The organism is Streptomyces sp. IBSBF 3136 (genome assembly GCF_036815105.1).
In the GTDB taxonomy this organism is placed as follows: domain Bacteria; phylum Actinomycetota; class Actinomycetes; order Streptomycetales; family Streptomycetaceae; genus Streptomyces.
In genome coordinates, this window is record NZ_JAJSZC010000107.1 from 1 (window position 1) to 25,232 (window position 25,232).

Genomic DNA, 25,232 nt, shown 5'->3' on the forward strand with positions numbered 1-25,232 from the left:
CCGCCCGACCCCCGTTCGACCCCCGTCGGGCCGGCCCGGTCGGGCCGTCGGGCGGCGCCCTGAGCACCCCGCGGCCCCGGAGCCCCTCTGACCTCGGGTACCTCTCGAACATTCGCCCTACACGGGATAGCCTCCGGCCATGGCGAATGGGCAGTGGTACCCCCCGGAGTGGCCGGACCGCATCCGCGCGCTCGCGGACGGCACGCTGATCCCGGTGTCCCCCCGGCGCGCGGCCACGGTGCTGCTCCTGAAGGACACCGCGGCCGGCCCCGTCGTCCACATGCTGCGCAGACGCGCCTCCATGGCCTTCGCCGGAGGCGCGTACGCCTACCCGGGCGGCGGGGTCGACCCGCGCGACGACGACCTCCACGTCCGCTGGGCGGGCCCCACGCGCGCGTGGTGGGCCGACCGGCTCGGCGTGGACGAGTCCGGCGCCCAGGCGATCGTCTGCGCGGCCGTACGGGAGACGTACGAGGAGGCGGGCGTCCTGCTCGCCGGGCCGGACGCCGGTTCGGTCGTCGGTGACACCACCGGCGACGACTGGGAGGCGGACCGCGCCGCCCTGGTCGCGCGCGAGCTGTCCTTCGCCGAGTTCCTGGACCGCCGCGGGCTGGTGCTGCGCTCCGACCTGCTGGGCGCCTGGACCCGCTGGATCACCCCGGAGTTCGAGGCCCGGCGCTACGACACCTGGTTCTTCGTGGCCGCGCTCCCCGAGGGCCAGCGCACCCGCAACGCCTCCACGGAGGCCGACCGCACGGTGTGGATCCGCCCCGAGGAGGCCGCCGCCGGGTACGACAGGGGCGAGCTGCTGATGATGCCGCCCACCATCGCCACCCTGCGGCAACTGCTCCCGTACGGCACCGCCGCCGACGCGCTGGCCGCCGCGCCCGCGCGCGACATGACGCCGGTGCTGGCGCGCGCCCGCCTGGTGGACGGCGAGATCGTCCTGTCCTGGCCGGGCCACGACGAGTTCACCAAGCACGTCCCGACCACCGGCGCGCCCTCCGGATCGGTCGCCGAGGCGGCCTCCGGAACGGCTCCCGCGGGAGCGCGCGGGGCGACCGCGGCCGGGGCGACGACCGCCCCGCGGACCGGTGGAGGACCCGCATGACCGACGCGGCAGCCCTGCCCGGCCAGCCTCGGGGCGCGGTACGCACCGGCCCCGCGACCGAACGGGCCGTCAACGTCCTCGCGCCGAACGCCTCCGCGATGACCCTGGACGGCACCAACACCTGGATCCTCGCCGAGCCCGGCTCCGAGGCGGCCGTGGTGATCGACCCCGGCCCGCTGGACGACGCCCATCTGCGCAACGTCGTCGACACGGCCGAGAGGGCCGGCAAGCGGATCGCCCTCACCCTGCTCACCCACGGCCACCCCGACCACGCCGAGGGCGCCGGCCGTTTCGCCGAGCTGACCGGGACGCGCGTGCGTGCGCTCGACCCGGCGATGCGGCTCGGCGACGAGGGCCTCGCCGCCGGGGACGTGATCACCGTCGGCGGCCTGGAGCTGAGGGTCGTACCCACGCCCGGGCACACCTCGGACTCCCTGTGCTTCCATCTCCCGGCCGACCGGGCGGTGCTGACCGGGGACACCATCCTCGGACGCGGCACGACCATGGTGGCGCACCCCGACGGCCGCCTGGGGGACTATCTGGACTCCCTGCGCCGTCTGCGGTCGCTGACCGTGGACGACGGCGTGCACACCGTTCTGCCGGGCCACGGGCCGGTCCTGGAGGACGCGCAGGGCGCGGTCGAGTTCTACCTCGCCCACCGCGCCCACCGCCTCGCCCAGGTCGAGACGGCCGTCGAGGACGGCTACCGGACGCCCCAGCAGGTGGTCGCCCACGTGTACGCGGACGTGGACCGCTCCCTGTGGCCGGCTGCCGAGCTCTCGGTGCGGGCCCAGCTGGACTACCTGAGCGAGCACGGCCTGATCTAGCTCGCCCGGCTAGCCGGGCTGACCGGTTCGGCTCGGCCGGCCGGGCGGGTCCGCCCGCGGTGCCTTGACGCCGTGCACGCGCGCGTACTCCCCGGCCAGCCAGGGCCCGAGGTCGTCGACGTACGACCGCAGGACGTCCGGGTCGCCGACGGGCTCGTAGCCGTACTCGGCCGACTGCCGCAGTGGTGCGGCCCGCTCCGGGTAGTACGCGCCGAACGCCCCGGCCATCTCCCGCAGATCGCTGGTCCAGCCGTTCCAGCGGGGCATGACGAGGGTGAAGCCGGTGCGGACGAGGTGCCGTGACATGAACCGGACCAGGGGCCTGCGGGCCGGCTCGGAGTCCTCCGCCGCGGCGATCCGCTCCCGCCAGCGCGGGAGGAGGAGGCCGAGGTCGCCGTTGGTCTCCCGGGCGAGCAGGGAGTCGGGGCGGTAGCGGGGCAGGTACTCGGCGAGGTCGTCCCCGAGGAGTGGTGTGCACAGGCAGGCCACGAACCAGCCGAGGTCGTACCGCTCAGGCTCGCTCAGCAGTCGCGCCCGGGCGTACAGCAGCGTGCCGACGCCGTCGATCTGGGGGAACTCCCCGTCGAGCGCCTCCCCGAGGGCGTGGGCGGTCGCCCGGTCGGTGCCGGCCGGCTCGTCGTGCAGGGCGACCAGCAGGTCCAGGTCGCTGCGTCCCACGCGCGCGGTGCCGCGCGGGATCGACCCGTAGAGGTAGGCGCTGTGCAGACGCGAGCCGAAGAGGCCGAGCAGCCGGTCGCGTGCCGCGGCCACGACCGGCCGGAAGACGTCGGGCACACGCGCGAGGGAGCCCTCGCGTTCGATGAAGCCCTGGGCGTCGAGCCCCGGACGCCGCAGCATTTCGGCCATGTGTTCACTGTGCCCGCTAGCGGGCCCGTGGGCAGGTGAATTTCGCCGGCGGCGGGGCGGGGCCGGGCAGGGCGCCGACGGACCGGGAAACCGGGCCCGGGAGGTGGGGGCCGCCGAACCGCGGGGCCCCCACAGGGCGTCAGCGCGAGCGCTTGGCCAGGCGCTCCACGTCGAGCAGGATCACGGCCCGGGCCTCGAGGCGGAGCCACCCACGCTGGGCGAAGTCCGCCAGCGCCTTGTTCACGGTCTCGCGCGAGGCGCCGACCAGCTGGGCCAGCTCCTCCTGCGTGAGGTCGTGGACGACGTGGATGCCTTCCTCGGACTGCACGCCGAACCGGCGGGAGAGGTCGAGCAGGGCCCGCGCCACACGGCCGGGGACATCGGAGAAGACCAGGTCCGACATGGCGTCGTTGGTCTTGCGCAGCCGGCGGGCGACGGCGCGCAGCAGGGCGCCGGCCACCTCGGGGCGCGCGTTCAGCCAGGGCTGGAGGTCGCCGTGGCCCAGGCCGAGCATCTTGACCTCGGTCAGCGCGCTCGCGGTCGCGGTGCGCGGGCCCGGGTCGAACAGCGACAGCTCGCCGATCAGCTCACCGGGGCCGACGACGGCGAGCATGTTCTCGCGGCCGTCGGGGGAGGTGCGGTGCAGCTTTACCTTGCCCTCGGTGACGACGTACAGCCGGTCGCCGGGGTCCCCCTCATGGAAGAGTGAGTCACCGCGCGCGAGGGTCACCTCACTCATGGAGGCGCGGAGCTCCGCGGCCTGCTCGTCGTCGAGCGCCGCGAAGAGCGGGTTGCGCCGCAGAACGTCGTCCACGAGTTCTCTCCCTTGTCGACCTGCTCAGGGGATCTTGCTCCCCTGGTGTGCCAGGGGACCGTGTTCCCCATTTTGCCGGACGGTCCAAACAGTGTGATCTGTCACAAGGATGCCGCACAGGTGTCCCGAGGTAAGCGGCAGGGGTCCAATCGGGGGCCGATCTTCAGGGGTCGGGGCGGATGTCGGTGCCGGGCTTTAGGCTGGCCGGGTGTCCAAATCGCCGGTGAGAGCACAGGCCAAGGGGGCTGGGCGGGTGGCTGTACGTCGAGATTCCGCTGTGGGCGAACAAGGCCCCGACGGTAGTAAGAAAAAACGCAAAACGTCTGAAAAGGCCGCGCCCGCCGCGACCGTGGGGAAGGCCGCCGCGAAACCCCCGGCGAACGAGTCCCGCACGGCGCTGGTCCGCCGCGCCCGCCGCATCAACCGCGAACTCGCCGAGGTGTATCCGTACGCCCACCCCGAGCTGGACTTCGAGAACCCCTTCCAGCTGCTCGTCGCCACGGTGCTCTCGGCCCAGACCACCGACCTCCGCGTCAACCAGACCACCCCGGCGCTCTTCTCGAAGTACCCCACCCCCGAGGACCTTGCCGCCGCCAACCCGGAGGACGTCGAGGAGATCCTGCGCCCCTGCGGCTTCTTCCGCGCCAAGACCCGGTCGGTGATAGGGCTGTCCAAGGCCCTCACCGAGGACTTCGGCGGCCAGGTGCCCGGCAGGCTGGAGGACTTGGTCAAGCTCCCCGGCGTCGGCCGCAAGACCGCCTTCGTCGTGCTCGGCAACGCGTTCGGGCGGCCCGGCATCACCGTGGACACGCATTTCCAGCGGCTGGTACGGCGCTGGCAGTGGACCGCCGAGACCGACCCGGACAAGATCGAGGCGGCCGTCGGCGCGCTGTTCCCCAAGAGCGACTGGACCGACCTGTCCCACCACGTCATCTGGCACGGCCGCCGCATCTGCCACGCCCGCAAGCCCGCCTGCGGCGCCTGCCCCATCGCCCCGCTCTGCCCGGCCTACGGCGAGGGCGAGACCGACCCCGAGAAGGCGGCGAAGCTCCTGAAGTACGAGAAGGGCGGCTTCCCCGGCCAGCGGCTGAAGCCCCCGCAGGCCTATCTGGACGCCGGCGGGAAACCCGCCCCGCCGCTGGGGGCCGGATGACGGAACGATCTCGGTGCCATCGGGCGTTGAACACGGCAGGACGGGGGTGGCGATGACGTACACGCACGGCACGCACGACACGGACAAGGGCCCGGTGACGCTGAGCAAGGAGGGCCTGCCGGGCTGGCTGGACCCGGTGGCGCGGGCGGCGGAGACCGTCGAACCGCTCCAGCTCAGCCGCTTCCTGCCGCCGGAGAACGGCTCGGGACGCCAGTCGGCCGTACTCATCCTGTTCGGCGAGGGCGAGCGCGGCCCCGAGCTGCTGCTCATGGAGCGGGCCGGCTCCCTGCGCTCCCACGCCGGGCAGCCCTCCTTCCCCGGCGGCGCCCTCGACCCGGAGGACGGCGACCCGTCGGGCGACGGGCCGCTGCGGGCCGCGCTGCGCGAGGCCGAGGAGGAGACCGGCCTCGACCCCCGCGGTGTCCAGCTCTTCGGCGTCCTGCCCGCCCTCTACATCCCGGTCAGCGGCTTCGTCGTCACCCCCGTGCTCGGCTGGTGGCGTGAGCCCAGCCCGGTCGGCGTCGTCGATCCCAACGAGACGGCCCGCGTCTTCACCGTCCCCGTGGCGGATCTCACGGACCCCGCGCACCGCGCCACCACCGTCCACCCCAGCGGCCACCGAGGCCCCGCGTTCCTGGTCGAAGGGGCCCTGGTCTGGGGTTTCACCGCCGGGGTGATCGACCGTCTGCTGCACTTCGCGGGCTGGGAGCGGCCCTGGGACAGACAGAAGAAGGTCCCGCTCGACTGGCGGTCATGACAGGGTGTCTGCCGTGCTGTGTTTTTCCGGGGGCGCCCACCCCCGGGCCCCCGGCCGCGCTGCTGGGACCGGAGTGAATAGGCGAGGCCTCAAGCGGTGAACGTGCTGGACATCCTGTTGCTGGTCGCGGCCGTGTGGTTCGCGGTCGTGGGCTACCGCCAGGGCTTCGTCGTCGGCATCCTGTCGGTGATCGGGTTCCTCGGCGGAGGTCTCGTCGCCGTCTACACGCTGCCCGTCATCTGGGACGCCGTCACCGACAACGCCCAGGTCGGCACCACCGCCGCCGTCGTCGCCGTAGTGGTCGTCATCGTCTGCGCATCCGTCGGCCAGGCCCTGACCACGCACCTCGGCAACAAGCTGCGCCGGCACATCACCTGGTCCCCGGCCCGCGCCCTGGACGCCACCGGCGGCGCCCTGGTCAACGTCGTGGCGATGCTGCTCGTCGCCTGGCTGATCGGCTCCGCCCTCGCCCAGACCACCCTGCCGACGCTCGGCAAGGAGGTCCGCAACTCCAAGGTGCTGCTGGGCGTCTCGCAGGCGCTGCCCGCCGAGGCCGACACCTGGTTCAAGGACTTCACCTCGGTCCTCGCGCAGAACGGCTTCCCGCAGGTCTTCAGCCCCTTCTCCAACGAGCCGATCAAGGACGTCTCGCCGCCCGACCCGGCCCTGGCGAACAGCCCGGTCGCCGCCCGCGCCCAGCACTCCATCGTCAAGGTCACCGGCACCGCCCAGAGCTGCGGCAAGGTCCTGGAGGGCACCGGCTTCGTCTTCGCCGACCGCCGCGTCATGACCAACGCGCACGTGGTCGGCGGCGTCGACGCGCCCAGCGTGCAGATCGGCGGGGAGGGCCGCAAGTACGGGGCCAAGGTCGTCCTGTACGACTGGAAGCGCGACATCGCCGTCCTCGACGTACCGGACCTGCGGGCGAAGTCCCTGCGCTTCACCCCGCGGGACGCGGCCGGCGGCGACGGCGCGATCGTCGCGGGCTTCCCGGAGAACGGCTCGTACGACGTCCGGGCCGCGCGCGTGCGCGGCCGCATCACGGCCAACGGGCCGGACATCTACCACCGCGGCACGGTCAGCCGGGACGTCTACTCCCTGTACACCACCGTCCGTCAGGGCAACTCCGGCGGCCCGCTGCTCACGCCCGACGGCAAGGTGTACGGCGTGGTGTTCGCCAAGTCCCTCGACGACGCCGACACCGGGTACGCGCTCACGGCGGACGAGATCCAGCAGGACATCGCCCGCGGCCGTTCGGCGAACGAGCAGGTCGGCACCGACAGCTGCGCCCTGTGAGGAAGACGCGGAACGCCCCGCGGGACTGAGCCGTCCGGGTGACGTGCCGCGGGCTCAGCCGCGCGGGTGACGCAGGCGTACGGAGACCCAGCGTGCCCGGCGGCGCAGAATGTGCGGAATCCCGACCCTGAGGTCCGCCTCCGCGAGTTGCGGAGTACCTCGCCGCGTCATGCCGAGCCCGGCGGCCGAGCGGCGATTGCGGGGTGCGTCACTGTAGTCGTGCGTCCAGCCCATACCCCGACGTCTGCCCGGGCCCCAAGGTCGATAACCGCCTCCACGGCGCCCAATTGGCGTATGCGGCAGGCATGTGGCCGTTCGGGGGACAAGTGTTCAGGAAGCGGATACTCCCCGCACCGATCCGGTCACCGAATCGGTCACCGATCGGTCATCGAAACGGTCGCCGGACCGTCATCGGGGCGCGCCTGATGCGTATCTGATCGGTCGTCGGGCGGCCGTAATGGCAACCGTCCGTCGTGCCACCGGCTACGGCGTCCGGCGCCGTCCGGTCACCGGTCCGGCTCGGGGTCCTTCAGCCAGTTGATCAGCTCGGTCGAGAACGCCGCCGGGTCCTCCTCGTGCGGAAAGTGGCCGAGACCGTCGAACAGGCGCCAGCGGTACGGCGCTTCGACGTACTCGCCCGATCCTGCCGCGCTGCGGGTCCGGGTCACCGGGTCCAGCGAGCCGTGCAGATGCAGCGTCGGCACCCGCACCGGTCGCTTCATACGGCGGTTGAACTGGATGCCGTCCGGACGCGCCAGCGAGCGCACCAGCCAGCGGTACGGCTCCACCGCACAGTGCGCGGTGGACGGGATGCACATGGCCCGCTGGTAGGTCGCCACGTCCTCGTCGTCCGGCAGCCGGGGCCCGGACCACTCCCGGATCAGCCGGCCCACCAGCGCGCCGTCGTCGGCGGTCAGCTGACGCTCGGGCACCCAGGGACGCTGGAAGCCCCAGACGTAGGAGCTCGCCGCCGTCTGCCGGGGGTCCCGCAGCATCGCGGAGCGCCAGCGCCGGGGGTGCGGCATCGAGACGACCGCGAGCCGCCGTACGAGCTTGGGCCGCATCGCCGCCGCCGTCCACGCCAGGTAGCCGCCGAGGTCGTGGCCGACCAGCGCGGCGTCCGGCTCGCCCAGCGAGCGGATCACGCCGGTGACGTCCAGGGCGAGGTTGGCGGGGTCGTACCCGCGCGGGGTGCGGTCGCTGCCGCCGACGCCCCGCAGGTCCATGGCCACAGCCCGGTAGCCCGCGTCGGCGAGCGCGACGAGCTGGTGCCGCCACGTCCACCAGAACTGCGGGAACCCGTGCAGCAGCATCACCAGGGGTCCGTCGCCGAGTTCGGCGATGTGGAAACGCGCGCCGTTGGCGGCGACGTCCCGGTGCGTCACCTTCGCCCCGTGGGGGAGGTCGATCCTTACGGCCGATGCCGCGGCGGGCTCCGTCATGACGACGTGCGGACCCCGGCCTCGATCGCCTCGGGCGTCCGCTCACGCGGCAGCTCCGGGCGCGGGTGCGGCTTGGCGTTCTGCAGCACGCCCGCCGACTCCTTCATCGACGCGGCGACCTTCTGCGGGCCCTGGCTCTTCTTCGCCTTCTTCGCGAACACCACGCCGATCAGGGCGAGGAGACCGGCGACCAGGACGTTGGCCGCGAAGGACAGCAGGAAGCAGACGGCCAGGTTCCAGCCGCTCCAGGTCCGAATGCCGTACGCGAGCGCGAAGTTGAGCATCGGCAGCGAGAACAGCAGGAGCACTCCGGCCGCCGAGAAGGCGCCACCGCTCGTCGCACCGCGCTTGACGTCCTGCTTGAGCTGGGCCTTGGCCAGCGCGATCTCGTCGTGCACCAGCGCCGACATCTCGGTCGTCGCCGAGGCGAACAGCTGGCCGATGCTCCGTTCGGCGCCGACCGGGCTGCCGTCGGGTGCGCTCATCGCGTTCTCCCTCTGAGGTCTTTCGTGCCGCTTGATTTGTACCGTCTCGTCAGATCATGCCGGACGGTCACCCTCCTCGCCTGCCCCGCCCGCCATTTCCTGAAGCCCGTGGCGCGCCGCGGCGGCCTTCTCGGTGGCCAGGCGCCGGTGCTCGGTGGCTTTGCGCTCGTGGATCTCGGCCATCCGCAGGTGGTAGGCGGGGTCGTCCTGCTCGTAGATGTCCGGGATGCCGTCCTGGTCCTCGTCGCGTTCCTCGTCCTCGCACAGTCCGCGGTATTTGGCGTTCCGTATCTTCAGCAGCACCGTGGCGCACCCGGCCGCGATCAGTGATCCGGCGAGCACGGCCGTCTTCACCTCGTCGGTCAGCAGGGCGTCGCCCGCGAAGGCAAGCTCGCCGATGAGCAGCGAGACGGTGAAGCCGATCCCGGCGAGGGTGGCCACGGCGAAGACGTCCGCCCAGGCCAGGTCGTCGCTGAGCGAGGCGCGGGTGAAGCGCGCGATCAGCCGGGCGCCGCCGAAGATGCCGAGCGTCTTGCCGACGACCAGGCCGAGCACGACCCCGAGCGTCTCCGGGCGGGTGAACACGTCCGCGAGCGCTCCCCCGGTGACCGACACACCGGCGCTGAACAGCGCGAACAGCGGTACGGCGAGCCCGGCCGACAACGGCCGCGCCAGATGCTCGATGTGCTCGGCCGGGGCGCGCTCCTCGCCCTCGCGGGGGATGCAGGGGAGCATCAGGCCCATCGCCACGCCGGCGATGGTGGCGTGCACGCCGCTGTTGTACATCAGCGCCCAGACGACCAGCGCCAGCGGCACGTACACGTACCAGCCGCGTACGCCCCGGCGCAGCAGCAGCCAGAAGACCACAAGACCGGCGACGGCCCCGCCGAGCGCCGGGAGGTTGATCCGGTCGGTGAAGAAGATCGCGATGATCAGGATGGCGAAGAGGTCGTCGACGACCGCCAGGGTCAGCAGGAAGGCGCGCAGGGCGCTGGGCAGCGAGGTGCCGATGACCGCGAGGACGGCGAGCGCGAAGGCGATGTCGGTGGCGGTGGGCACCGCCCAGCCATGGGTGGAGCCGTGTCCGGCGAGGCTGGTGAGGGTGTAGACGAGCGCCGGTACGGCCATTCCGCACAGCGCGGCCACCACGGGCAGCACGGCCGCCCTGGGGTCGCGCAGGTCCCCGGCGACCAGTTCGCGTTTGAGCTCGATGCCGGCGACGAAGAAGAAGACGGCGAGCAGACCGTCGGCGGCCCAGTGGGCGACGGACAGGTTCAGGCCGAGGGCGGCGGGGCCGAGGTGGTAGTGGCTGACGGCCTCGTAGCTGTCGTGCAGCGCGGGGATGTTCGCCCAGACCAGGGCGGCGACGGCCGCAAGGAGGAGCAGCATCCCGCCGACGGTCTCGGTGCGCAGCGCGTCCACGATGTAGGTGCGCTCGGGCAGCGACAGGCGTCCGAGGACCTTCCGGGTGGTGTTCGGGGTGCGGGGCGCGGCCACGGCGGGGACCTCCGGGTCGGTACGGCGGTTCGTCGGCCGTCGCCGGGGTCGCCGACGGCCCTGCCGACCAGACTTCCCGGCACACCTAGAGGTTCTTTCTCGCCCTGTGGGCTTTACTTACCTTACCTAAGGTTGTCGCGGGATGCATCCGGTGCTCCCCACGGTAGGCGCAAAAGGGGCGCCCGGCGTTTCCTGCCGGGCGCCCCTCGCGTGGTGCCTAGTCCTCGCTCGGCGCGGCCGGGAGCTTGGTCTGGATGAGGTCCATGACCGTGGAGTCCGTCAGCGTGGTGACGTCACCGAGCTGGCGGTTCTCGGCCACGTCCCGCAGGAGGCGGCGCATGATCTTGCCCGAGCGGGTCTTGGGCAGTTCCGCCACCGGCAGGATGCGCTTGGGCTTGGCGATCGGGCCGAGCGTGGCGCCGACGTGGTCGCGGAGCTGGCCGACCAGCTTCTCGTCCTCGGTCGCCGTACCGCGCAGGATGACGAAGGCGACGATGGCCTGGCCGGTGGTCTCGTCGGCGGCGCCGACGACGGCCGCCTCGGCGACCGACGGGTGCGAGACCAGCGCCGACTCCACCTCGGTGGTGGAGATGTTGTGCCCGGACACCAGCATGACGTCGTCCACCCGGCCCAGCAGCCAGATGTCCCCGTCGTCGTCCTTCTTCGCCCCGTCACCGGCGAAGTACTTGCCCTCGAAGCGCGACCAGTAGGTGTCGAGGAAGCGCTGGTCGTCGCCCCAGATGGTGCGCAGCATCGACGGCCACGGCTCGGTGAGGACCAGATAGCCACCGCCGCCGTTGGGCACCTCGTTCGCCTCGTCGTCGACCACCGTGGCCGAGATGCCGGGCAGCGGGCTCTGCGCCGAGCCGGGCTTGGCCTCGGTGACGCCGGGCAGCGGCGAGATCATCATCGCGCCGGTCTCCGTCTGCCACCAAGTGTCCACGACGGGCGTCCTGTCCCCGCCGATGTTCTTGCGATACCAGACCCACGCCTCGGGGTTGATCGGCTCACCCACGGAGCCGAGGACCCGCAGCGAGGTCAGGTCGAACCGCTCCGGGATGTCGTCGCCCCACTTCATGAACGTCCGGATCGCGGTCGGCGCGGTGTAGAGGATCGTGACCCGGTACTTCTCGACGATCTCCCAGAATCGGCCCTGGTGCGGGGTGTCCGGGGTGCCCTCGTACATGACCTGTGTCGCACCGTTGGCCAGCGGCCCGTACACGATGTACGAGTGCCCGGTGACCCAGCCGACGTCCGCCGTGCACCAGTACACGTCCGTCTCCGGCTTGAGGTCGAACACCGCCCAGTGCGTGTACGCCGTCTGGGTGAGGTAGCCGCCGGACGTGTGCAGGATGCCCTTCGGCTTCCCGGTCGTGCCGGAGGTGTAGAGGATGAACAGGGGGTGCTCCGCCTCGAACGCCTCCGGGGTGTGCTCGGCGGACTGGCGCTCCACCAGCTCGTGCCACCACACGTCCCGGCCGCTTTCGAAGGCCACGTCCTGGCCGGTGCGGCGTACCACCAGCACGTGCTCGACGTTGTCGACCTTGGCGATCGCCTCGTCGACGGCCGGCTTCAGCGCGGACGGCTTGCCTCTGCGGTAGCCGCCGTCGGCGGTGATGACGACCTTGGCGTCCGCGTCCTGGATGCGGGTGGCGAGCGCGTCCGCCGAGAAGCCGCCGAAGACCACCGAGTGCGCCGCGCCGATCCGGGCCGAGGCCAGCATCGCGATCGCGGTCTCCGGGATCATCGGCATGTAGATGGCGACCCGGTCGCCCTTGCGGACACCCAGCTCCAGCAGGGCGTTGGCCGCCTTGGAGACCTCGTCCTTCAGCTCCGCGTAGGTGATCGACCGGCTGTCGCCGGGCTCACCCTCGAAGTGGATGGCGACGCGGTCGCCGTTGCCGGCCTCGACATGCCGGTCCACGCAGTTGTAGGCGACGTTCAGCTCGCCGTCCTTGAACCACTTCGCGAACGGAGGGTTCGACCAGTCCAGTGTCTCGGACGGTTCCTTGGCCCAGGTCAGCCGACGGGCCTGCTCGGCCCAGAAGCCGAGCCTGTCAGCCTTGGCCTGTTCGTACGCCTCTGCCGTGACGTTGGCGTTCTGGGCCAGGTCAGCGGGCGGCGCGAAGCGTCGCTCCTCCTTCAAGAGGTTGGCCAGGCTTTCGTTGCTCACGACATCTCCCTTTCCCAGGGTGTCCGTTGTGTCCCAGGCCACAGCTCATCAGACGCGGGGGGCCGGTGACAAGGGTCGACGGCCAAATTGGTTTAGACCTGTTGGGAGGCCGGTCGCTCAGACCGGGCTGCGGACCTCCTTCACAGCTGTCACCTCCATACCCTCCACCTTCCCCTCCTGAGCCTCCTTCTCTTCCTTCTCCTCCTCCTTCTCCTCCTTTCCCTTCGGCCTCTCCAGTCGCTCGATCACGTCCTCGGTCACTTCGCCGAACACCGTGCCGTCCGCCGCCGCGTCGAGCAGGTAGGCCTGCGCCTCGCCCACGTGGAAATACATCCCGTGCAGCTCCAGCGCGCCCGCCGCCAGGGCACGGGCGACCGGACCATGCGCCCGCAGGTGATCCAGCTGCTGGACCACGTTGGTCAGGCACAGCCGCTCCACCGCGTCGGCGCAGGCCCGCCCGGCCAGCCGGGGCCCGGCCCGGCGGACTTCGGACAGGCGGTCTCCGGGCAAGCGGTCCGCGGCCAGGGGGTCCTCGGCCATCCGTGTGAGGCTCGGCAGCCCGTGTCTGAGCCACCGCTTCAGCGGAGTCGCCGCGTCCCCCGGCCCGGCGGCCAGCAGCGCCTGCATCGCCCCGCATCCCGAGTGCCCGCACACCGTGATCGACCGGACCTTCAGTACCTCCACCGCGTACTCGATGGCGGCGGCCACCGAGTCGTCGCCGTGTTCCCCGCCCGGCGGCGGCACCAGGTTGCCGACGTTGCGGACGACGAACAGATCGCCGGGACCACTGGCAGTGATCATGGACGTGACGAGCCGGGAGTCGGCACAGGTGAGAAAGAGCTGCGAAGGCCGCTGCCCCTCCCGCGCCAGCCGCGCCAGCTCCTCCCGCACCAGCGGGGCGGTGTTCCGCTGGAACGAGCTGATGCCGCGGGCCAGCTCCTGGGCCGCCGGTGCCGCGAGGGCCGGGGGAGCGCCGGCGAAGCAGGTGCGGTGGTTGCGCCACGGCGTCCAGGGCCGGCACCGGCAGACGGTGGCCGGGGCGGGTTCGGCGGTCCGGAGTGGTCCGCGCCGGCCCGTCAGCTCGGCGGAGCCGCCTCGCGCGGTGTGGGAGCTCTGCCAGTCCTGCAGTGACTCGTACGCCGCGTGGTCCATGAACGAACCGTCCAATTCCACGACGGCGTGGGCGCCTTGGGGTACGAGATGCAGGGCTCTGCTGAGCCGGGGTACGGCGAGGAACGTCAGCTGGCCTCGTACGCGTACGCGATGGACTCCTTCCTTCTGGTCGTGCGTGATCCGGGTGCGGGTGAGGCGGTGCAGGGCGAGGGCGACCGCGACGGCGACGCCGAGGGCGACACCCGCGAGGACGCCGAGGAACACCACGCCGAGGGTGGTGGCGGCGTACACCGGCACCTCACGGTGGCGGGTCACCGTGCGGATGTGGTGCAGGGACACCATCTGGATGCCGACGGCCATCACCAGGGCGGCGAGCGAAGCGAGGGGGATCCGCTCCAGGAGCGGGACCATCAGCAGCGCGGCGACTACTACGAAAACGCCGTGCAGCATCGTGGAGTTCCGGCTCACGGCACCTGAATTCACATTCGCCGTGCTGCGCACCGCCACTCCCGCGACCGGCAGTCCGCCGAGCGTCCCGGAGACGATGTTGGCGACGCCCTGGCCGAGCAGTTCGCGGTCGAGGTTCGACCGTCCGACGTGGGCGGCCCCGGGGCGGGCGGCGACCAGCTTGTCCACGGCGACCGCGCCGAGCAGGGACTGCACGCTGCACACCAGTGTGGTGGTGAGCACGGCCGCGGCGACGCCGAGCACCGGCCCCTCGGGCAGTCCGGCCAGGGCGTGGCTGCTCCAGGACGGCAGACCGACCCGGGGCAGGGCCAGCCCGGTCAGCGCGGCGGTCACGGTCGCCCCGGCCACGGCGACCAGAGCCGCCGGGATCGCGCGCAGCAGCCGGCCCACCCGGCCCGGGATGCGCGGCCAGGCCAGCAGCAGGGTCAGGGTCAGCGCGCTCATCGCCACGGCGGCCGGGTCCAGACGGGCCAACTGGGCGGGCAGTGCTGACAGGTTGGCGAGGACCGAGCTGTCCGGGCTGCCGCCCAGGACGATGTGCAGCTGAGCCACGGCGATGGTGACGCCGATGCCGGCGAGCATGCCGTGCACCACGGCGGGGCTGACGGCGAGTGCGCCGCGAGCCACCCGCAGGCAGCCGAGGCCGAGTTGGGCGAGTCCGGCGAGGACGGTGATACCGCAGGTGGTTCGCCAGCCGTAGCGGTGGATCAGATCGGCGGTGACCACGGTGAGTCCGGCGGCGGGTCCGCTGACCTGGAGGGGACAGCCGCCGAGCCGGCCGGCGACCAGTCCGCCGACGGCGGCGGCCACCAGGCCGGCCTGGAGCGGGGCGCCGGTGGCCAGGGCGATGCCCAGGGAGAGGGGCAGGGCGATCAGGAAGACCGCGACGGACGCGGACAGGTCGGCTCCCTCGATACGAAAGCGGCGGCGCCGGCCCGTCGGGGGGCCGTGCGGCGGGTGGGGGTGCTGGGTGCGAGGGGGTGCACAGGCTGGCATGGTCCCGTCTCCTCCGGGTGGCGCGGTCGTGGGCCGGGCCGGGGTCCCCTGAGGCGGCGAGCCGGTCGCGGCCCGGGGGCACGGCGTACAGCGGCGGGATGAGATCAACCCTTGGTAAACGAACCGTAATGCAACGTAAAGGTCATACATAGCTTTTCGTGGCAAATGGAGCATCGCGTCACCCAGGTGAATGAAGCGGTCATTTCATCGGCTTGTCGTATTAATTCCCTCTCGGCTCCGTGCGACCTTGGCGGCGCTGTCGGCACAACCCGGCAGATCACCAGAAAACGCCCTCGTCAGCGTTTGCCTGAGAGAAGGAAGAAGGTGGGCGGAAGATGGCCGCCACCCAGAGGATCGCCGTCGGCGCCATGGTCGCCGCGGCCTGTGCGACGTCGCTGGCCGGCTGTGCGACCGGCTCCCCCGGCGCCAAGGAAGGAGCGCCCGGTCCGCGCAAGGGCGCGCCCGCGCCCGGGAGCGTGGTCCGGCTGATCGGCGACGGTTCGACCGCGTACACCGGAGCCCAACCGCACCTGCCCGTGCCGGAGCGGCTCAAGCCCGGTGAGAAGCCTCCGCAGTTCGTGGTGTTCTCGTGGGACGGCGCGGGCGAGGACAGTCAGAAGCTGTTCTCCCACTTCCGCAAGGTCGCCAAGGAGAACCATGCGACGATGACGTACTTCCTCAGCGGCGTCTACATGCTGCCTGAGGACAAGCGTGACCTGTACAGACCTCCGCAGCACGCGCCGGGAAGCTCGGAGATCGGCTTCAACGACCAGCAGGGCATCGCCGACACGCTCAAGCAGGTGCGGCTCGCCTGGCTGGAGGGCAACGAGATCGGCACCCACTTCAACGGCCACTTCTGCGGTACCGACGGCGGCGTGGGCCAGTGGTCGGTGAAGGAGTGGAAGAGCGAGATCGCCCAGGCCAAGCAGTTCGTGAAGACCTGGAAGACCAACACCGGGATGACGAAGACCGCCGCGCTGCCCTTCGACTACGACAAGGAGCTGATCGGCGCCCGCACCCCCTGCCTGGAGGGGCAGAAGAACTTCCGGAAGGCGGCCGCCCAACTGGGCTTCCGCTACGACTCCAGCGGGGTCGACGACCAGGTCTGGCCCAACAAGCGCGAGGGCCTGTGGGACGTGTCGATGCAGTTGGTGCCCTTCCCCGGGCACGACTACGAGCAGCTGACCATGGACTACAACTTCATGGTCAACCAGTCCGGCACGGAAACCCAGGGCGACCCCGACAAGTTCGACTACTGGGGCGACCAGATGCGTGACGGCCTGCTCAAGGGCTTCTACCGGGCCTACGACGGCAACCGCGCCCCCCTGATCATCGGCAACCACTTCGAGTCCTGGAACGGCGGCACCTATATGCGCGCCCTCGACGAGGTCGTGAAGGAGGTGTGCAACAAGCCCGAGGTGCGCTGCGTCTCCTTCCACCAGCTCGTCGACTGGCTCGACGCCCAGGACCCGCAGACTCTGGCGAAGCTGCGGACCCTGAAGGTGGGCGAGGCGCCCCGGCGCGGCTGGGCCTCCCTCCTCTCCGGCCGTCCGGCCCCGGCGCCCAAGGGGGTCCCCGGGGCGCCGGCGGTCAAGCAGTAGGCGGCGGGCAGCCGCCCGTACGCCTCAGCCCTTACGCCTCAGGCGGAGGCCGCCACTTCCTCGCCGAGCACGAACTCGGGGTCGACCTGTGCCGCCAGGTCGACCCCGGTGCGCTCGTTGCCCCAGGCCTCGGCGTTCTTCAGGTGGAAGTGCACCATCTGGCGGGTGTAGCGCTCCCGGTCGCGCAGCTCGTAGGTGGCGTCGGCGGCGGCCCGCAGGGTGTGCAGGGCCCGGGCGTTGGCCTCCTCCAGCAGATCGAACCGGGGCGGGCGGCCCTTCTCCATGGCGCGCACCCAGTCCGAGTGCCCGACCGTCACGAGCAGGTCGTCCCCGACCTCCGCGCGGAGGAAGTCGATGTCGTCCTGCGCCTGGACCTTGTTGCCGATGACCTTCAGGGCGACGCCGAAGTCGCGGGCGTACTCCTTGTACTGGCGGTAGACGGAGACCCCCTTCCGGGTCGGCTCGGCGACGAGGAACGTCATGTCGAAGCGGGTGAACAGGCCGGAGGCGAACGAGTCCGAACCGGCCGTCATGTCGACGACGACGTACTCGTCGGGGCCGTCGACGAGGTGGTTCAGGAACAGCTCCACCGCTCCGGTCTTGGAGTGGTAGCAGGCGACCCCCAGGTCGGCGTCCGTGAAGGGGCCGGTGACCATCAAACGGACGGCGCCGCCGTCGAGTTCCACCGGGCGGGCGCAGGCGTCGTAGACCGGGTTGGGCTCCCGCACCCGGACCAGTCGCGAGCCCCTGCCGGGCGGGGTGGTCTTGATCATCGTCGCGGCGGAGGCGATGCGCGGGTTGGAGCCGCGCAGGTGGTCCTTGATCAGCGACAGGCGTTCGCCCATGGCGGGCAGCGCGGCCGCCTCCGCCTCCTCCAGCCCGAGCGCGGGGCCGAGGTGCTGGTTGATGTCGGCGTCGATGGCGACCACCGGGGCGCCGGCGGCCACGACGTGGCGGACGAAGAGGGAGGAGAGCGTCGTCTTGCCGCTGCCGCCCTTCCCGACGAAAGCAATTTTCATGTTCACCAAGGGTAGTCATGCGATAGCTGTACGTGGCAGTCGGCGTGAAGAAGACCACTCCTTCGTGGGCTTCGCCGGCGGGGTGCGTAGTGTCGTACTCATGAGTACGACAGGCGCGACCGCCGATCCGCTGGCGACGCTGGGCTCGCTGCCCGGCGTGGCTGATTCCGTGGAGACCGTGCGCAAGGCCGTGGACCGGGTCTACGGGCACCGGATCATGCGGCGCCGCAGCAACGCGGTCACCTCCGAGGCCGCGCTGCGCGGCGCCCGCGGCTCGGCCGCGCTGTCCGGCGCCGACTGGGCTCTGGAGGAGGTGCGGCGGCGCACCGACTTCAGCGCCGACGCCGAGGCGCTCGTCGTGGGCGGAGCGCTGCGGCTGACGGCCGAGGCGGGGCAGTTGCTGTCCATCTGGCGGCAGTCGCCCCTCAGAGTGCTGGCCCGGCTGCACCTGGTGGCCGCCGCGAGCGAGGGCCCCGAGACCGGGCGGCCGCGCCAGGCGGGCGAGGCCGTCGACGAGCCGCTGGTCGAGCTGCCGCTGCCGGACGCGCCGGAGGTGTCCGGCCGGCTGGAGGGTCTGGCGGACCTGATCATCGCCGGGTCCGCCGCGCCCGCGCTGGTCACGGCCGCCGTGGTGCACGGCGAACTGCTCGCCCTGCGCCCCTTCACCTCGCACAACGGCCTGATCGCGCGCGCTGCCGAGCGGATCGTCCTGATCGGCAGCGGACTCGACCCCAAGGCCGTCTGCCCGGCCGAGGTGGGTCATGCGGAACTGGGGCGCGCCTCCTACCTCGCCGCGCTGGAGGGATACGTCTCCGGCACCCCCGAGGGCATGGCGGCCTGGATCGCCCACTGCGGCCGCGCCGTGGAGCTGGGCGCGCGTGAGTCCACGGCGGTGTGCGAGGCGCTGCAGCGCGGAGCGGCCTGACAGCAGGGTCCGGAAACGGGTTGCGGCGGTACGAATACTCGTACCGCCGCTGGCATGCTCACCCGGTTACCAAGCGTCCTCGAAGTGTTGCCCATCAGGCCGGGAACTTTGCCCGTGGCCTGGTGCGGCTGGCCCGTAATCGACGGGTCGACGTCGCGTGGGTGCCCGGTGTTCATGCGAGGTCCGTGGGCCATGTGCGTAGTGGTAGGTGATCCTCTCGGATGTCCTGTGGTCGCGCGGGCCTGAAACCTTTCTACTGCAAGCCCGGACCAAGCGGAACCCCTGCCTGCACTTCTTTACTTTCATGTTCAAACAGGGGTGAACCGGTCAGGAGGTGGCCCCCCGGCGTCGGCTGGCGTACCAGACGAGGCTCGCGGTGGCGGCCGCAGCTCCGATGGCAGCCGCGGCGACGAGGACGGGGCGGGGCGGTACCGAGAGCGCGTTCAACCGCTGCTTGAGTCGGACCGGCCGGCGGAACTCCAGGACCGGCCACCCGCGGGCGACGGCCTCGCGGCGCAGTGCGCGATCCGGGTTCACGGCGTGCGGGTGCCCGACCGCCTGGAGCATCGGCAGGTCGGTCGCCGAGTCGCTGTAGGCGTAGCAGCGTTCGAGGTCGTACCCCTCGGAGGCGGCCAGTTCCCTGACCGCCTCGGCCTTGGTGGGGCCGTAGGCGTAGTACTCGACTTCCCCGGTGAAGCAGCCGTCTTCACCGACGACCATGCGGGTGGCCACCACCCGGTCCGCGCCGAGCAGCTCGCCGATCGGCTCGACGACCTCGGCGCCCGAGGTCGAGACGATCACCACGTCGCGGCCGGCGGTGTGGTGTTGCTCGATCAGGGAGGCGGCCTCGTCGTAGATGAGCGGGTCGATCAGGTCGTGCAGGGTCTCGGCGACGATCTCCCGGACCTGCTGGACGTTCCAGCCGCGGCACATCGCGGACAGGTACTCACGCATCCGTTCCATCTGATCGTGGTCCAGGCCGCCGACCAGGAAGACGAACTGGGCATAGGCGGTACGCAGTGCGACCCTGCGGTTGATCAGGCCGCCCTGGTAGAAGGACTTGCTGAAGGTGAGCGTGCTCGACTTCGCAATGACCGTCTTGTCCAGGTCAAAGAAGGCGGCTGCGCGGGGCAAGGAGTGGTTTTCCACGCCCCTGAGCATAGGCGCCCACCATTCGGCGTAAGGTGAGGCGTGTGGGTTTGCCTGAGAGGGCTCTCGGGTACACCATGGAAGTCACGGATCGTTCGCGACCGTGCTAACCCGGTCCGACTCCTCCCCCCCCGAGTCGGCCGTGGGGACGACCCCCGCTCTCCCCCCCGGCGGGGGTCGTCGCATGTCCGGACGGGTTTTCCTCCTCTTTTCAACCAGTCACGCGAGTGGCGGCGGCCGACAAGGCCGCCCTTCGGCATGCCCGCCCGCTGTCACACAGGGTAATCATCGGGCTGCGCTACGGAAGTCGTCCAGGGATCGGTACACGGGCCACCGGTATGGGTGACAGCGATATTCACAACCACTGAGTTGTCCACTGTTTTCCACCAAGATCCACATGATTTCCCGCTTCGTCGCACCGTGATTCCCACGCGCTCCGACCGCGGCGAGTTCGAGGCCGCTTCCGATTGCCGGACGCGTATGGCCGATTCCGCTCGGCCGTTCATATGGAGGCCGCTTGCCGGCTCCTCACATCTTCGGGAATCGCGTGGCCGCAGGGGCCGCGCGGCACACGCAGCGAAGGGGGACCACACGTGTCCGGAACCGTCACCCACGACCCACCGCCCGGCACGGCGGACCGGCCGGGACGGCCGCTCATCGTCACCGAGGACGCCCAGCTCCTCGACGACCTGCTGCGCCTGTGCGCGGCCGCCGGCGCCACACCGGAGGTCCACCACGCCGTACCCGACCACGGCGACGGCTGGGACGCGGCCCCGCTCGTCCTGGTCGGCGACGACGCCGCGCGCCGGGTGCGCGGAGCCCCGCGGCGCCGCGGGGTGGTGCTGGTCGGTCGCGACCAGGACGACTCCGGGGTGTGGAAAAGGGCCGTCCAGATCGGCGCCGACCATGTCCTGATGCTGCCGGACGGCGAGCAGTGGCTGGTCGACAGAATCGCGGACGTCGCCGAGGGCGTCGGCCGCCCCGCCCTCACCGTCGGGGTCATCGGCGGCCGGGGCGGAGCCGGTGCCTCCACACTGTCCTGCGCGCTCGCCGTCACCTCGGCACGCGAGGGGCTGCGGACCCTCCTCGTGGACGCCGATCCGCTCGGCGGCGGGCTCGACGTACTCCTCGGCGGCGAGAGCGCCGAGGGGCTGCGCTGGCCGGCCTTCGCCGCCTCCCGCGGCCGGGTCGGCGGCGGCGCCCTGGAGGAATCGCTGCCCCGGCTGCACGCGCTGCGGGTGCTCAGCTGGGACCGCGGCGACTGCGTCGCGATCCCGCCCCAGGCCGTGCGCGCGGTGCTCGCCGCCGCCCGGCGACGCGGCGGCACCGTCGTGGTCGACCTCCCGCGCCGCCTGGACGACGGGGTCGCCGAGGCCCTCGCCCAGCTGGACCTGGCGCTTCTCGTCGTCCCCGGCGAACTGCGGGCCGTCGCGGCCGCCGGGCGGGTCGCCTCGGCGGTGGGCATGGTCGTACGGGACCTGCGGGTGGCGGTGCGAGGCCCGTACGCGCCCGGCCTGGACGACCGCGAGGTCTCCCGGCTGCTCGGCCTGCCGCTGGCGGGAGAGGTGCCCGCCGAACCCGCCTTGCTGCGCCCGCGCGGCATCGCGAAACCGCCCGCGGCGACCGGACGCGGCCCCCTGGCCCGGTTCTGCGCCACCTTCTGGGAGCAGGTCCTGGTCGAGGCGGGGGGCACGCGATGACCCTCCCCGGGATGGACCTGGCCGACGGCGCGGCCCTGCTCGACGGAGTGCGCCGGCGGCTCGCCGAGAGCGGCGCCGAACCCACACCCGCGCGCGTGGCCCAGGCGCTGCGCGAACAGGGCCGGGTGTTGGGCGACGCGGAGGTCCTCGGGGCGGCCGAGCAACTGCGTTCCGAACTCGTCGGCAGCGGCCCGCTGGAACCGTTGCTCGCCGACCCGGGCGTCACCGACGTCCTGGTGTCCGCTCCGGACCGGGTATGGGTGGACCGCGGCGGCGGCCTGGAGCTGACCCCGGTGACCTTTCCCGACGCGGCGGCCGTACGACGCCTCGCGCAGCGCCTCGCCGCCGTGGCAGGAAGACGGCTGGACGACGCGCGGCCCTGGGCGGACGCCCGGCTGCCCGACGGGACCCGGTTGCACGCGGTGCTGCCCCCGGTGGCCGTCGGCTGCACCTGCCTGTCCCTGCGGGTGGTACGGCCCCGGGCGTTCACCCTCGACGAACTGGTCGAGGCGGGAACCGTGCCGCCCGGCGGCGACCGCGTCCTCCGCGCACTGCTGGCCGCCCGGCTGTCCTTCCTGGTCAGCGGCGGCACCGGCAGCGGCAAGACGACTCTGTTGAGCGCCCTGCTCGGCCTCGTCGGCCCCGGCGAACGGATCGTGCTCGCCGAGGACTCGGCCGAGCTGAGACCCGATCACCCGCACGTCGTCCGGCTGGAGACCCGCCCGGCCAACCAGGAGGGGGCCGGTCTGGTCACCCTGGAGGACCTCGTCCGGCAGGCGCTGCGGATGCGGCCCGACCGGCTGGTCGTCGGCGAGGTGCGTGGCCCCGAGGTGGTGCACCTGCTGGCCGCGCTCAACACGGGCCACGAAGGCGGCTGCGGCACCCTGCACGCCAACGCGGCCGGGGACGTACCGGCCCGCCTGGAAGCGCTCGGCACGGCGGCCGGGCTCGACCGGGCGGCGCTGCACAGCCAGTTGGCGGCCGCGTTGTCGGTGGTGCTGCACCTCGTACGTGACCCGGCCGGTCGGCGCCGGATCGCCGAGGTGCACGTGCTGGAACGGGACGCCTCCGGACTGGTGCGAACGGTGCCCGCGCTGCGCTGGGACGCGCGGTCCTTCCGTCGGGAGCGCGGCTGGGAGCGGCTGAGGGACTTGCTGGGGGGTGAGTGCGCAAGGGGGAGGGACGAGCGCGGCGGACGGGGTGGCCGGGACGCCAACGAACGACAGGCGGGTCCAGAACGACGAGAGGACCGCGAGAGGCAACGGGCCGAGATGAGTGGGGGCGCCGGGATGACGGGCGGTGCGGGATGAGTGAGAGGGCCGGGATGAGTGAGAGGGCCGGGATGAGCGAGAGGGCCGGGATCAGCGAGAAGGCGGGGATCAGCGAGAGGGATGAGGGGCGTGACGGAAATGAGCGCTGAGACCGCCATGGGCGCCGCGGCGGCTTGCGCCGGGGCCGCGATCTGGCTGCTGGGCGGCCGGCATCACGGGGTGCGCCGGGCGCGGCTGCTGCTGGCCGACGGCGGGGCGGTGGCGACCGGGCCGCCCGTCTGGGAGCGGACCTTCGCCGAACTGCGCGGCTTAGGAGCCCGATGGGGAGAGGAATGGTGGTCGCTCGCGGCGGGGCTGCTGCTCGCGCTGCTGGGTTCCTCCCCGATTCCGGTCGTCGCGGGGGCGGCCGGGGTGCCGGTCCTGCGCCGGATGCGGCTGGCCCGGCAGGCCAGGCGGGCCCGGGAGACGCGCGCGGACGCGGTGATCGGGCTGTGCGGGGCGCTGGCCGGCGAGGTACGAGCGGGACGGCAGCCCGGTGAGGCGCTGCTGCGGGCCGCGCGGGACTCCGCCGGACTGGGCGACGCGCAGGCGGCCGTGGTCGCGGCCGCCCGATTCGGCGGGGACGTGCCTGGGGTGCTGGCCGTCGCGGCCCGCCAACCCGGCGCCGAAGGGCTGCTGGGCCTGGCCGCCTGCTGGCGGGTGGCCGTGGACCAGGGCGCCGGACTGGCGGCCGGCCTCGACCGCCTGGACGGGGCGCTGCGAGCCGAGCGCGACCAACGGGCTGACTTGCGCGCCCAGTTGGCGGGGGCCCGGGCGACCGCCGTGATGCTTGCCGCGCTACCCGCCCTGGGGCTGCTGCTCGGCTCCGCCATGGGTGCGGACCCGCTGCGGGTGCTCCTGCACAGCGGTGCCGGCCTGGGCTGCCTGGTGGTCGGAGTGTTGTTCGAGGCCGCCGGGACGTGGTGGTCGGCCCGGATCGTGCGGGGAGCTGAGGCGGCATGAGCGGAGAAGTCGTCCACAGGCTGGGGATGACCGTGGCCGTCGCGCTGGCCCTCGCCTGGGTGGCCCGGTCTCTGGACAGAGCGCGGCTCCGCCGCCGGGCACGCCACAGGGTGACCGCACTGCTGGCCGCACAGGAGGCCGAGTCCGGACCGAACCCGGAGATCCGGCAAGCACTGCGGCGGTGGCTGCCGATGGCCGGTGTGGTGTGCGGTGCGTGGGTGCTGATCGGCGGGGTCACCGGCGTGGTCGTCGGACTCGCTGTGGCGGCTGGACTGTGGCGGTGGCAGCGCCGACAGGCGCCCGTTGCCCCCGCCGGGGAGATCGATTCGGCCTTGGCCGCGGGGCAACTTCCGCTCGCGGCGGACTTGCTGGCCGCCTGTATCGCGGCCGGCGCCGGGCCGGTGATCGCCGCGCAGGCGGTGGGCGAGGCCCTGGGCGGCCCCGTCGGGGACGCGTTGGCCCGGGGTGCGGCGGAAGCGCGGCTCGGGGGTGAACCGGCGGACGCTTGGCGGCGGTTGGGCCGGCTGCCCGGGGCCAGACCGCTGGCCCGGCTGCTGGAGCGGGCCGAGGAGTCGGGGCTGCCCGCGGCGGGGCCCGCCGCCCGGCTCGCCTCGGACGCGCGGGCGGAGTGGACGCGCGGCGCCACGGCTCGGGCGCGCAGGGCGGCCGTGCTCATCTCCGCACCGGTGGGGTTGTGCTTCCTGCCCGCGTTCATCGCGATCGGCGTGCTGCCCGTGGTGATCGGACTGGCGGGCGGCGTGCTGAGAGGAGGAGGCGGCTGACGACGGCGAGTGGAGATCTGCGCAGGCGAGTGAGAGCTGTTCGACAAACGACAACTGAGTTGCGAGGAAAGGAAGTCGAGATGAGGAAGAAGGCTGCGGAGATGTGGGCGCGTCTGCGGGAGCGGTGCCGCAAGGACGCGGGAATGGTGACCTCCGAGTACGCGATGGGGATCGTCGCGGCGGTCGGGTTCGCGTTGCTGTTGTACGAGGTCGTCACCAGTGGCCAGGTCAAGGCGGAGTTGCAGGCCATCGTCAAGCGAGCCCTCAGTGCGCGGATGTGAGCGGAAGGGGGACCGCGGGTTCGTGACCGTGGAGTCGGCCCTGGTGCTGTCCGTGCTGGTGGCGTTCACCATGGCGCTGGTCTGGGGGCTGCTCGTGGTGGCGGCGCAGATCCAGTGCCTGGACGCCGCCCGGACGGGCGCCCGGGCCGCCGCCCGGCAGGACCCGGCCGACAAGGTGGTCGAGGTGACCCGGCAGGCGGCGCCGCGCGGGGCACGGGTGACGGTGGGGCGGGACGGCGATCAGGTACGGGTGACGGTGGTGGCCCGGCCGCCGGTGCTGACCGGACTGCCCTTCGAGGTACGGGAGGAGGCCGTCGCGGCGGCGGAGGAAGCCGTTGGGGCGGGCTCCCCGGGTCAGGGCCCGGGTCCGGGATCCGACCCCAGCCTGGCGACGACGCCGGGGCCGGTCAGGGATCCGGCGAAGGACTCGGCGACAGGGGCAGGGACACCGGAGGTGGGGCCGTGAGGTGGCGGGAGCGGGGCGGGAGTGGTGTGTTCCGGCC

The 25,232-nt window shown here is 72.3% G+C and carries 22 protein-coding genes and 1 pseudogene; 13 read left to right on the forward strand and 10 right to left on the reverse strand.

Annotated elements, in window-relative coordinates; all coding sequences use genetic code 11:
- Positions 1-139 precede the first annotated feature (139 nt).
- Both V7E45_RS22420 and V7E45_RS22425 read left to right on the forward strand, forming a co-directional pair.
- Positions 140-1,111 (forward strand): NUDIX hydrolase, encoded by a 972-nt coding sequence (locus V7E45_RS22420; protein ID WP_333775991.1) that lies wholly within the window; start codon positions 140-142, stop codon positions 1,109-1,111.
- Positions 1,108-1,938, forward strand: coding sequence for an MBL fold metallo-hydrolase (locus V7E45_RS22425; RefSeq protein WP_333775992.1), 831 nt, complete (start codon positions 1,108-1,110; stop codon positions 1,936-1,938). The genes V7E45_RS22420 and V7E45_RS22425 overlap by 4 nt, the downstream gene beginning before the upstream one ends.
- 9 nt (positions 1,939-1,947) lie before the next feature.
- Here the strand turns inward: V7E45_RS22425 and V7E45_RS22430 are convergent, their stop codons facing one another.
- Both V7E45_RS22430 and V7E45_RS22435 read right to left on the reverse strand, forming a co-directional pair.
- Positions 1,948-2,805 carry a nucleotidyltransferase domain-containing protein gene (locus V7E45_RS22430; RefSeq protein ID WP_333775993.1) on the reverse strand — a complete coding sequence of 286 codons (858 nt, stop codon included), beginning with the start codon at positions 2,803-2,805 and terminating at the stop codon, positions 1,948-1,950.
- Positions 2,806-2,944: 139 nt separating this feature from the next.
- On the reverse strand, positions 2,945-3,619 hold the full coding sequence (locus tag V7E45_RS22435) for a Crp/Fnr family transcriptional regulator (protein WP_020941347.1): 675 nt from the start codon (positions 3,617-3,619) through the stop codon (positions 2,945-2,947).
- Between the two features lie 277 nt (positions 3,620-3,896).
- On the opposite strand from V7E45_RS22435, the gene nth reads away from it, so the two are divergent.
- The 3 genes from nth to V7E45_RS22450 all read left to right on the forward strand — a co-directional run bounded on the left by nth (position 3,897) and on the right by V7E45_RS22450 (position 6,825).
- Positions 3,897-4,772, forward strand: coding sequence for an endonuclease III (gene nth, locus V7E45_RS22440; protein WP_333775994.1), 876 nt, complete (start codon positions 3,897-3,899; stop codon positions 4,770-4,772).
- Positions 4,773-4,824: 52 nt separating this feature from the next.
- The gene (locus tag V7E45_RS22445; protein ID WP_333775995.1) at positions 4,825-5,529 is read left to right on the forward strand and encodes an NUDIX hydrolase; all 705 of its coding nucleotides are present in this window, start codon (positions 4,825-4,827) and stop codon (positions 5,527-5,529) included.
- Positions 5,530-5,625: 96 nt separating this feature from the next.
- Positions 5,626-6,825, forward strand: a complete 1,200-nt coding sequence (locus V7E45_RS22450; protein ID WP_333775996.1) for a MarP family serine protease — start codon at positions 5,626-5,628, stop codon at positions 6,823-6,825.
- Between the two features lie 54 nt (positions 6,826-6,879).
- Here the strand turns inward: V7E45_RS22450 and V7E45_RS22455 are convergent, their stop codons facing one another.
- The 6 genes from V7E45_RS22455 to V7E45_RS22480 all read right to left on the reverse strand — a co-directional run bounded on the left by V7E45_RS22455 (position 6,880) and on the right by V7E45_RS22480 (position 14,999).
- Complete coding sequence (locus V7E45_RS22455) at positions 6,880-7,059, reverse strand: hypothetical protein (protein WP_333775997.1); 180 nt, start codon at positions 7,057-7,059, stop codon at positions 6,880-6,882.
- A gap of 272 nt (positions 7,060-7,331) precedes the next feature.
- Complete coding sequence (locus V7E45_RS22460) at positions 7,332-8,267, reverse strand: alpha/beta fold hydrolase (protein ID WP_333775998.1); 936 nt, start codon at positions 8,265-8,267, stop codon at positions 7,332-7,334.
- A complete protein-coding gene (locus tag V7E45_RS22465; protein WP_333775999.1) occupies positions 8,264-8,752 on the reverse strand; it encodes a phage holin family protein in 489 nt (162 codons plus the stop codon). The genes V7E45_RS22460 and V7E45_RS22465 overlap by 4 nt, the downstream gene beginning before the upstream one ends.
- Before the next feature lie 54 nt (positions 8,753-8,806).
- A complete protein-coding gene (gene nhaA / locus V7E45_RS22470; protein ID WP_333776000.1) occupies positions 8,807-10,249 on the reverse strand; it encodes a Na+/H+ antiporter NhaA in 1,443 nt (480 codons plus the stop codon).
- A 217-nt stretch (positions 10,250-10,466) separates the two neighbouring features.
- Positions 10,467-12,422, reverse strand: a complete 1,956-nt coding sequence (gene acs, locus V7E45_RS22475; RefSeq protein ID WP_333776001.1) for an acetate--CoA ligase — start codon at positions 12,420-12,422, stop codon at positions 10,467-10,469.
- A 117-nt stretch (positions 12,423-12,539) separates the two neighbouring features.
- On the reverse strand, positions 12,540-14,999 hold the full coding sequence (locus tag V7E45_RS22480) for a SulP family inorganic anion transporter (RefSeq protein ID WP_333776002.1): 2,460 nt from the start codon (positions 14,997-14,999) through the stop codon (positions 12,540-12,542).
- Positions 15,000-15,334: 335 nt separating this feature from the next.
- On the opposite strand from V7E45_RS22480, the gene V7E45_RS22485 reads away from it, so the two are divergent.
- Complete coding sequence (locus tag V7E45_RS22485; protein WP_333776003.1) at positions 15,335-16,600, forward strand: hypothetical protein; 1,266 nt, start codon at positions 15,335-15,337, stop codon at positions 16,598-16,600.
- A 38-nt stretch (positions 16,601-16,638) separates the two neighbouring features.
- Here the strand turns inward: V7E45_RS22485 and V7E45_RS22490 are convergent, their stop codons facing one another.
- Positions 16,639-17,619: an ATP-binding protein gene (locus V7E45_RS22490; RefSeq protein ID WP_333776004.1), complete on the reverse strand. Its 981-nt coding sequence runs from the start codon at positions 17,617-17,619 to the stop codon at positions 16,639-16,641.
- A 100-nt stretch (positions 17,620-17,719) separates the two neighbouring features.
- Between V7E45_RS22490 and V7E45_RS22495 the strand changes: the two genes are divergently transcribed.
- On the forward strand, positions 17,720-18,544 hold the full coding sequence (locus V7E45_RS22495) for an oxidoreductase (protein ID WP_333776005.1): 825 nt from the start codon (positions 17,720-17,722) through the stop codon (positions 18,542-18,544).
- A 327-nt stretch (positions 18,545-18,871) separates the two neighbouring features.
- Here the strand turns inward: V7E45_RS22495 and V7E45_RS22500 are convergent, their stop codons facing one another.
- On the reverse strand, positions 18,872-19,705 hold the full coding sequence (locus V7E45_RS22500; RefSeq protein ID WP_333776006.1) for an HAD family hydrolase: 834 nt from the start codon (positions 19,703-19,705) through the stop codon (positions 18,872-18,874).
- A 581-nt stretch (positions 19,706-20,286) separates the two neighbouring features.
- Here V7E45_RS22500 and ssd point away from each other — a divergent pair.
- The 6 genes and pseudogenes from ssd to V7E45_RS22530 all read left to right on the forward strand — a co-directional run.
- Complete coding sequence (ssd, locus tag V7E45_RS22505; protein ID WP_333776007.1) at positions 20,287-21,393, forward strand: septum site-determining protein Ssd; 1,107 nt, start codon at positions 20,287-20,289, stop codon at positions 21,391-21,393.
- The gene (locus V7E45_RS22510) at positions 21,390-22,703 is read left to right on the forward strand and encodes a TadA family conjugal transfer-associated ATPase (RefSeq protein ID WP_333776008.1); all 1,314 of its coding nucleotides are present in this window, start codon (positions 21,390-21,392) and stop codon (positions 22,701-22,703) included. Before ssd ends, V7E45_RS22510 begins: the two co-directional genes overlap by 4 nt.
- 99 nt (positions 22,704-22,802) lie before the next feature.
- Positions 22,803-23,666, forward strand: coding sequence for a type II secretion system F family protein (locus tag V7E45_RS22515; protein ID WP_333776009.1), 864 nt, complete (start codon positions 22,803-22,805; stop codon positions 23,664-23,666).
- Positions 23,663-24,448 (forward strand): type II secretion system F family protein, encoded by a 786-nt coding sequence (locus V7E45_RS22520; RefSeq protein ID WP_333776010.1) that lies wholly within the window; start codon positions 23,663-23,665, stop codon positions 24,446-24,448. The genes V7E45_RS22515 and V7E45_RS22520 overlap by 4 nt, the downstream gene beginning before the upstream one ends.
- Before the next feature lie 80 nt (positions 24,449-24,528).
- Entirely contained in the window at positions 24,529-24,729 is a 201-nt protein-coding gene (locus tag V7E45_RS22525) for a DUF4244 domain-containing protein (protein WP_333776011.1), read from the forward strand.
- Positions 24,716-25,078, forward strand: a pseudogene (locus V7E45_RS22530) (TadE family type IV pilus minor pilin); the annotation flags it as partial. The gene V7E45_RS22525 and the pseudogene V7E45_RS22530, both read left to right, overlap by 14 nt.
- Between the last annotated feature and the right edge of the window lie 154 nt (positions 25,079-25,232).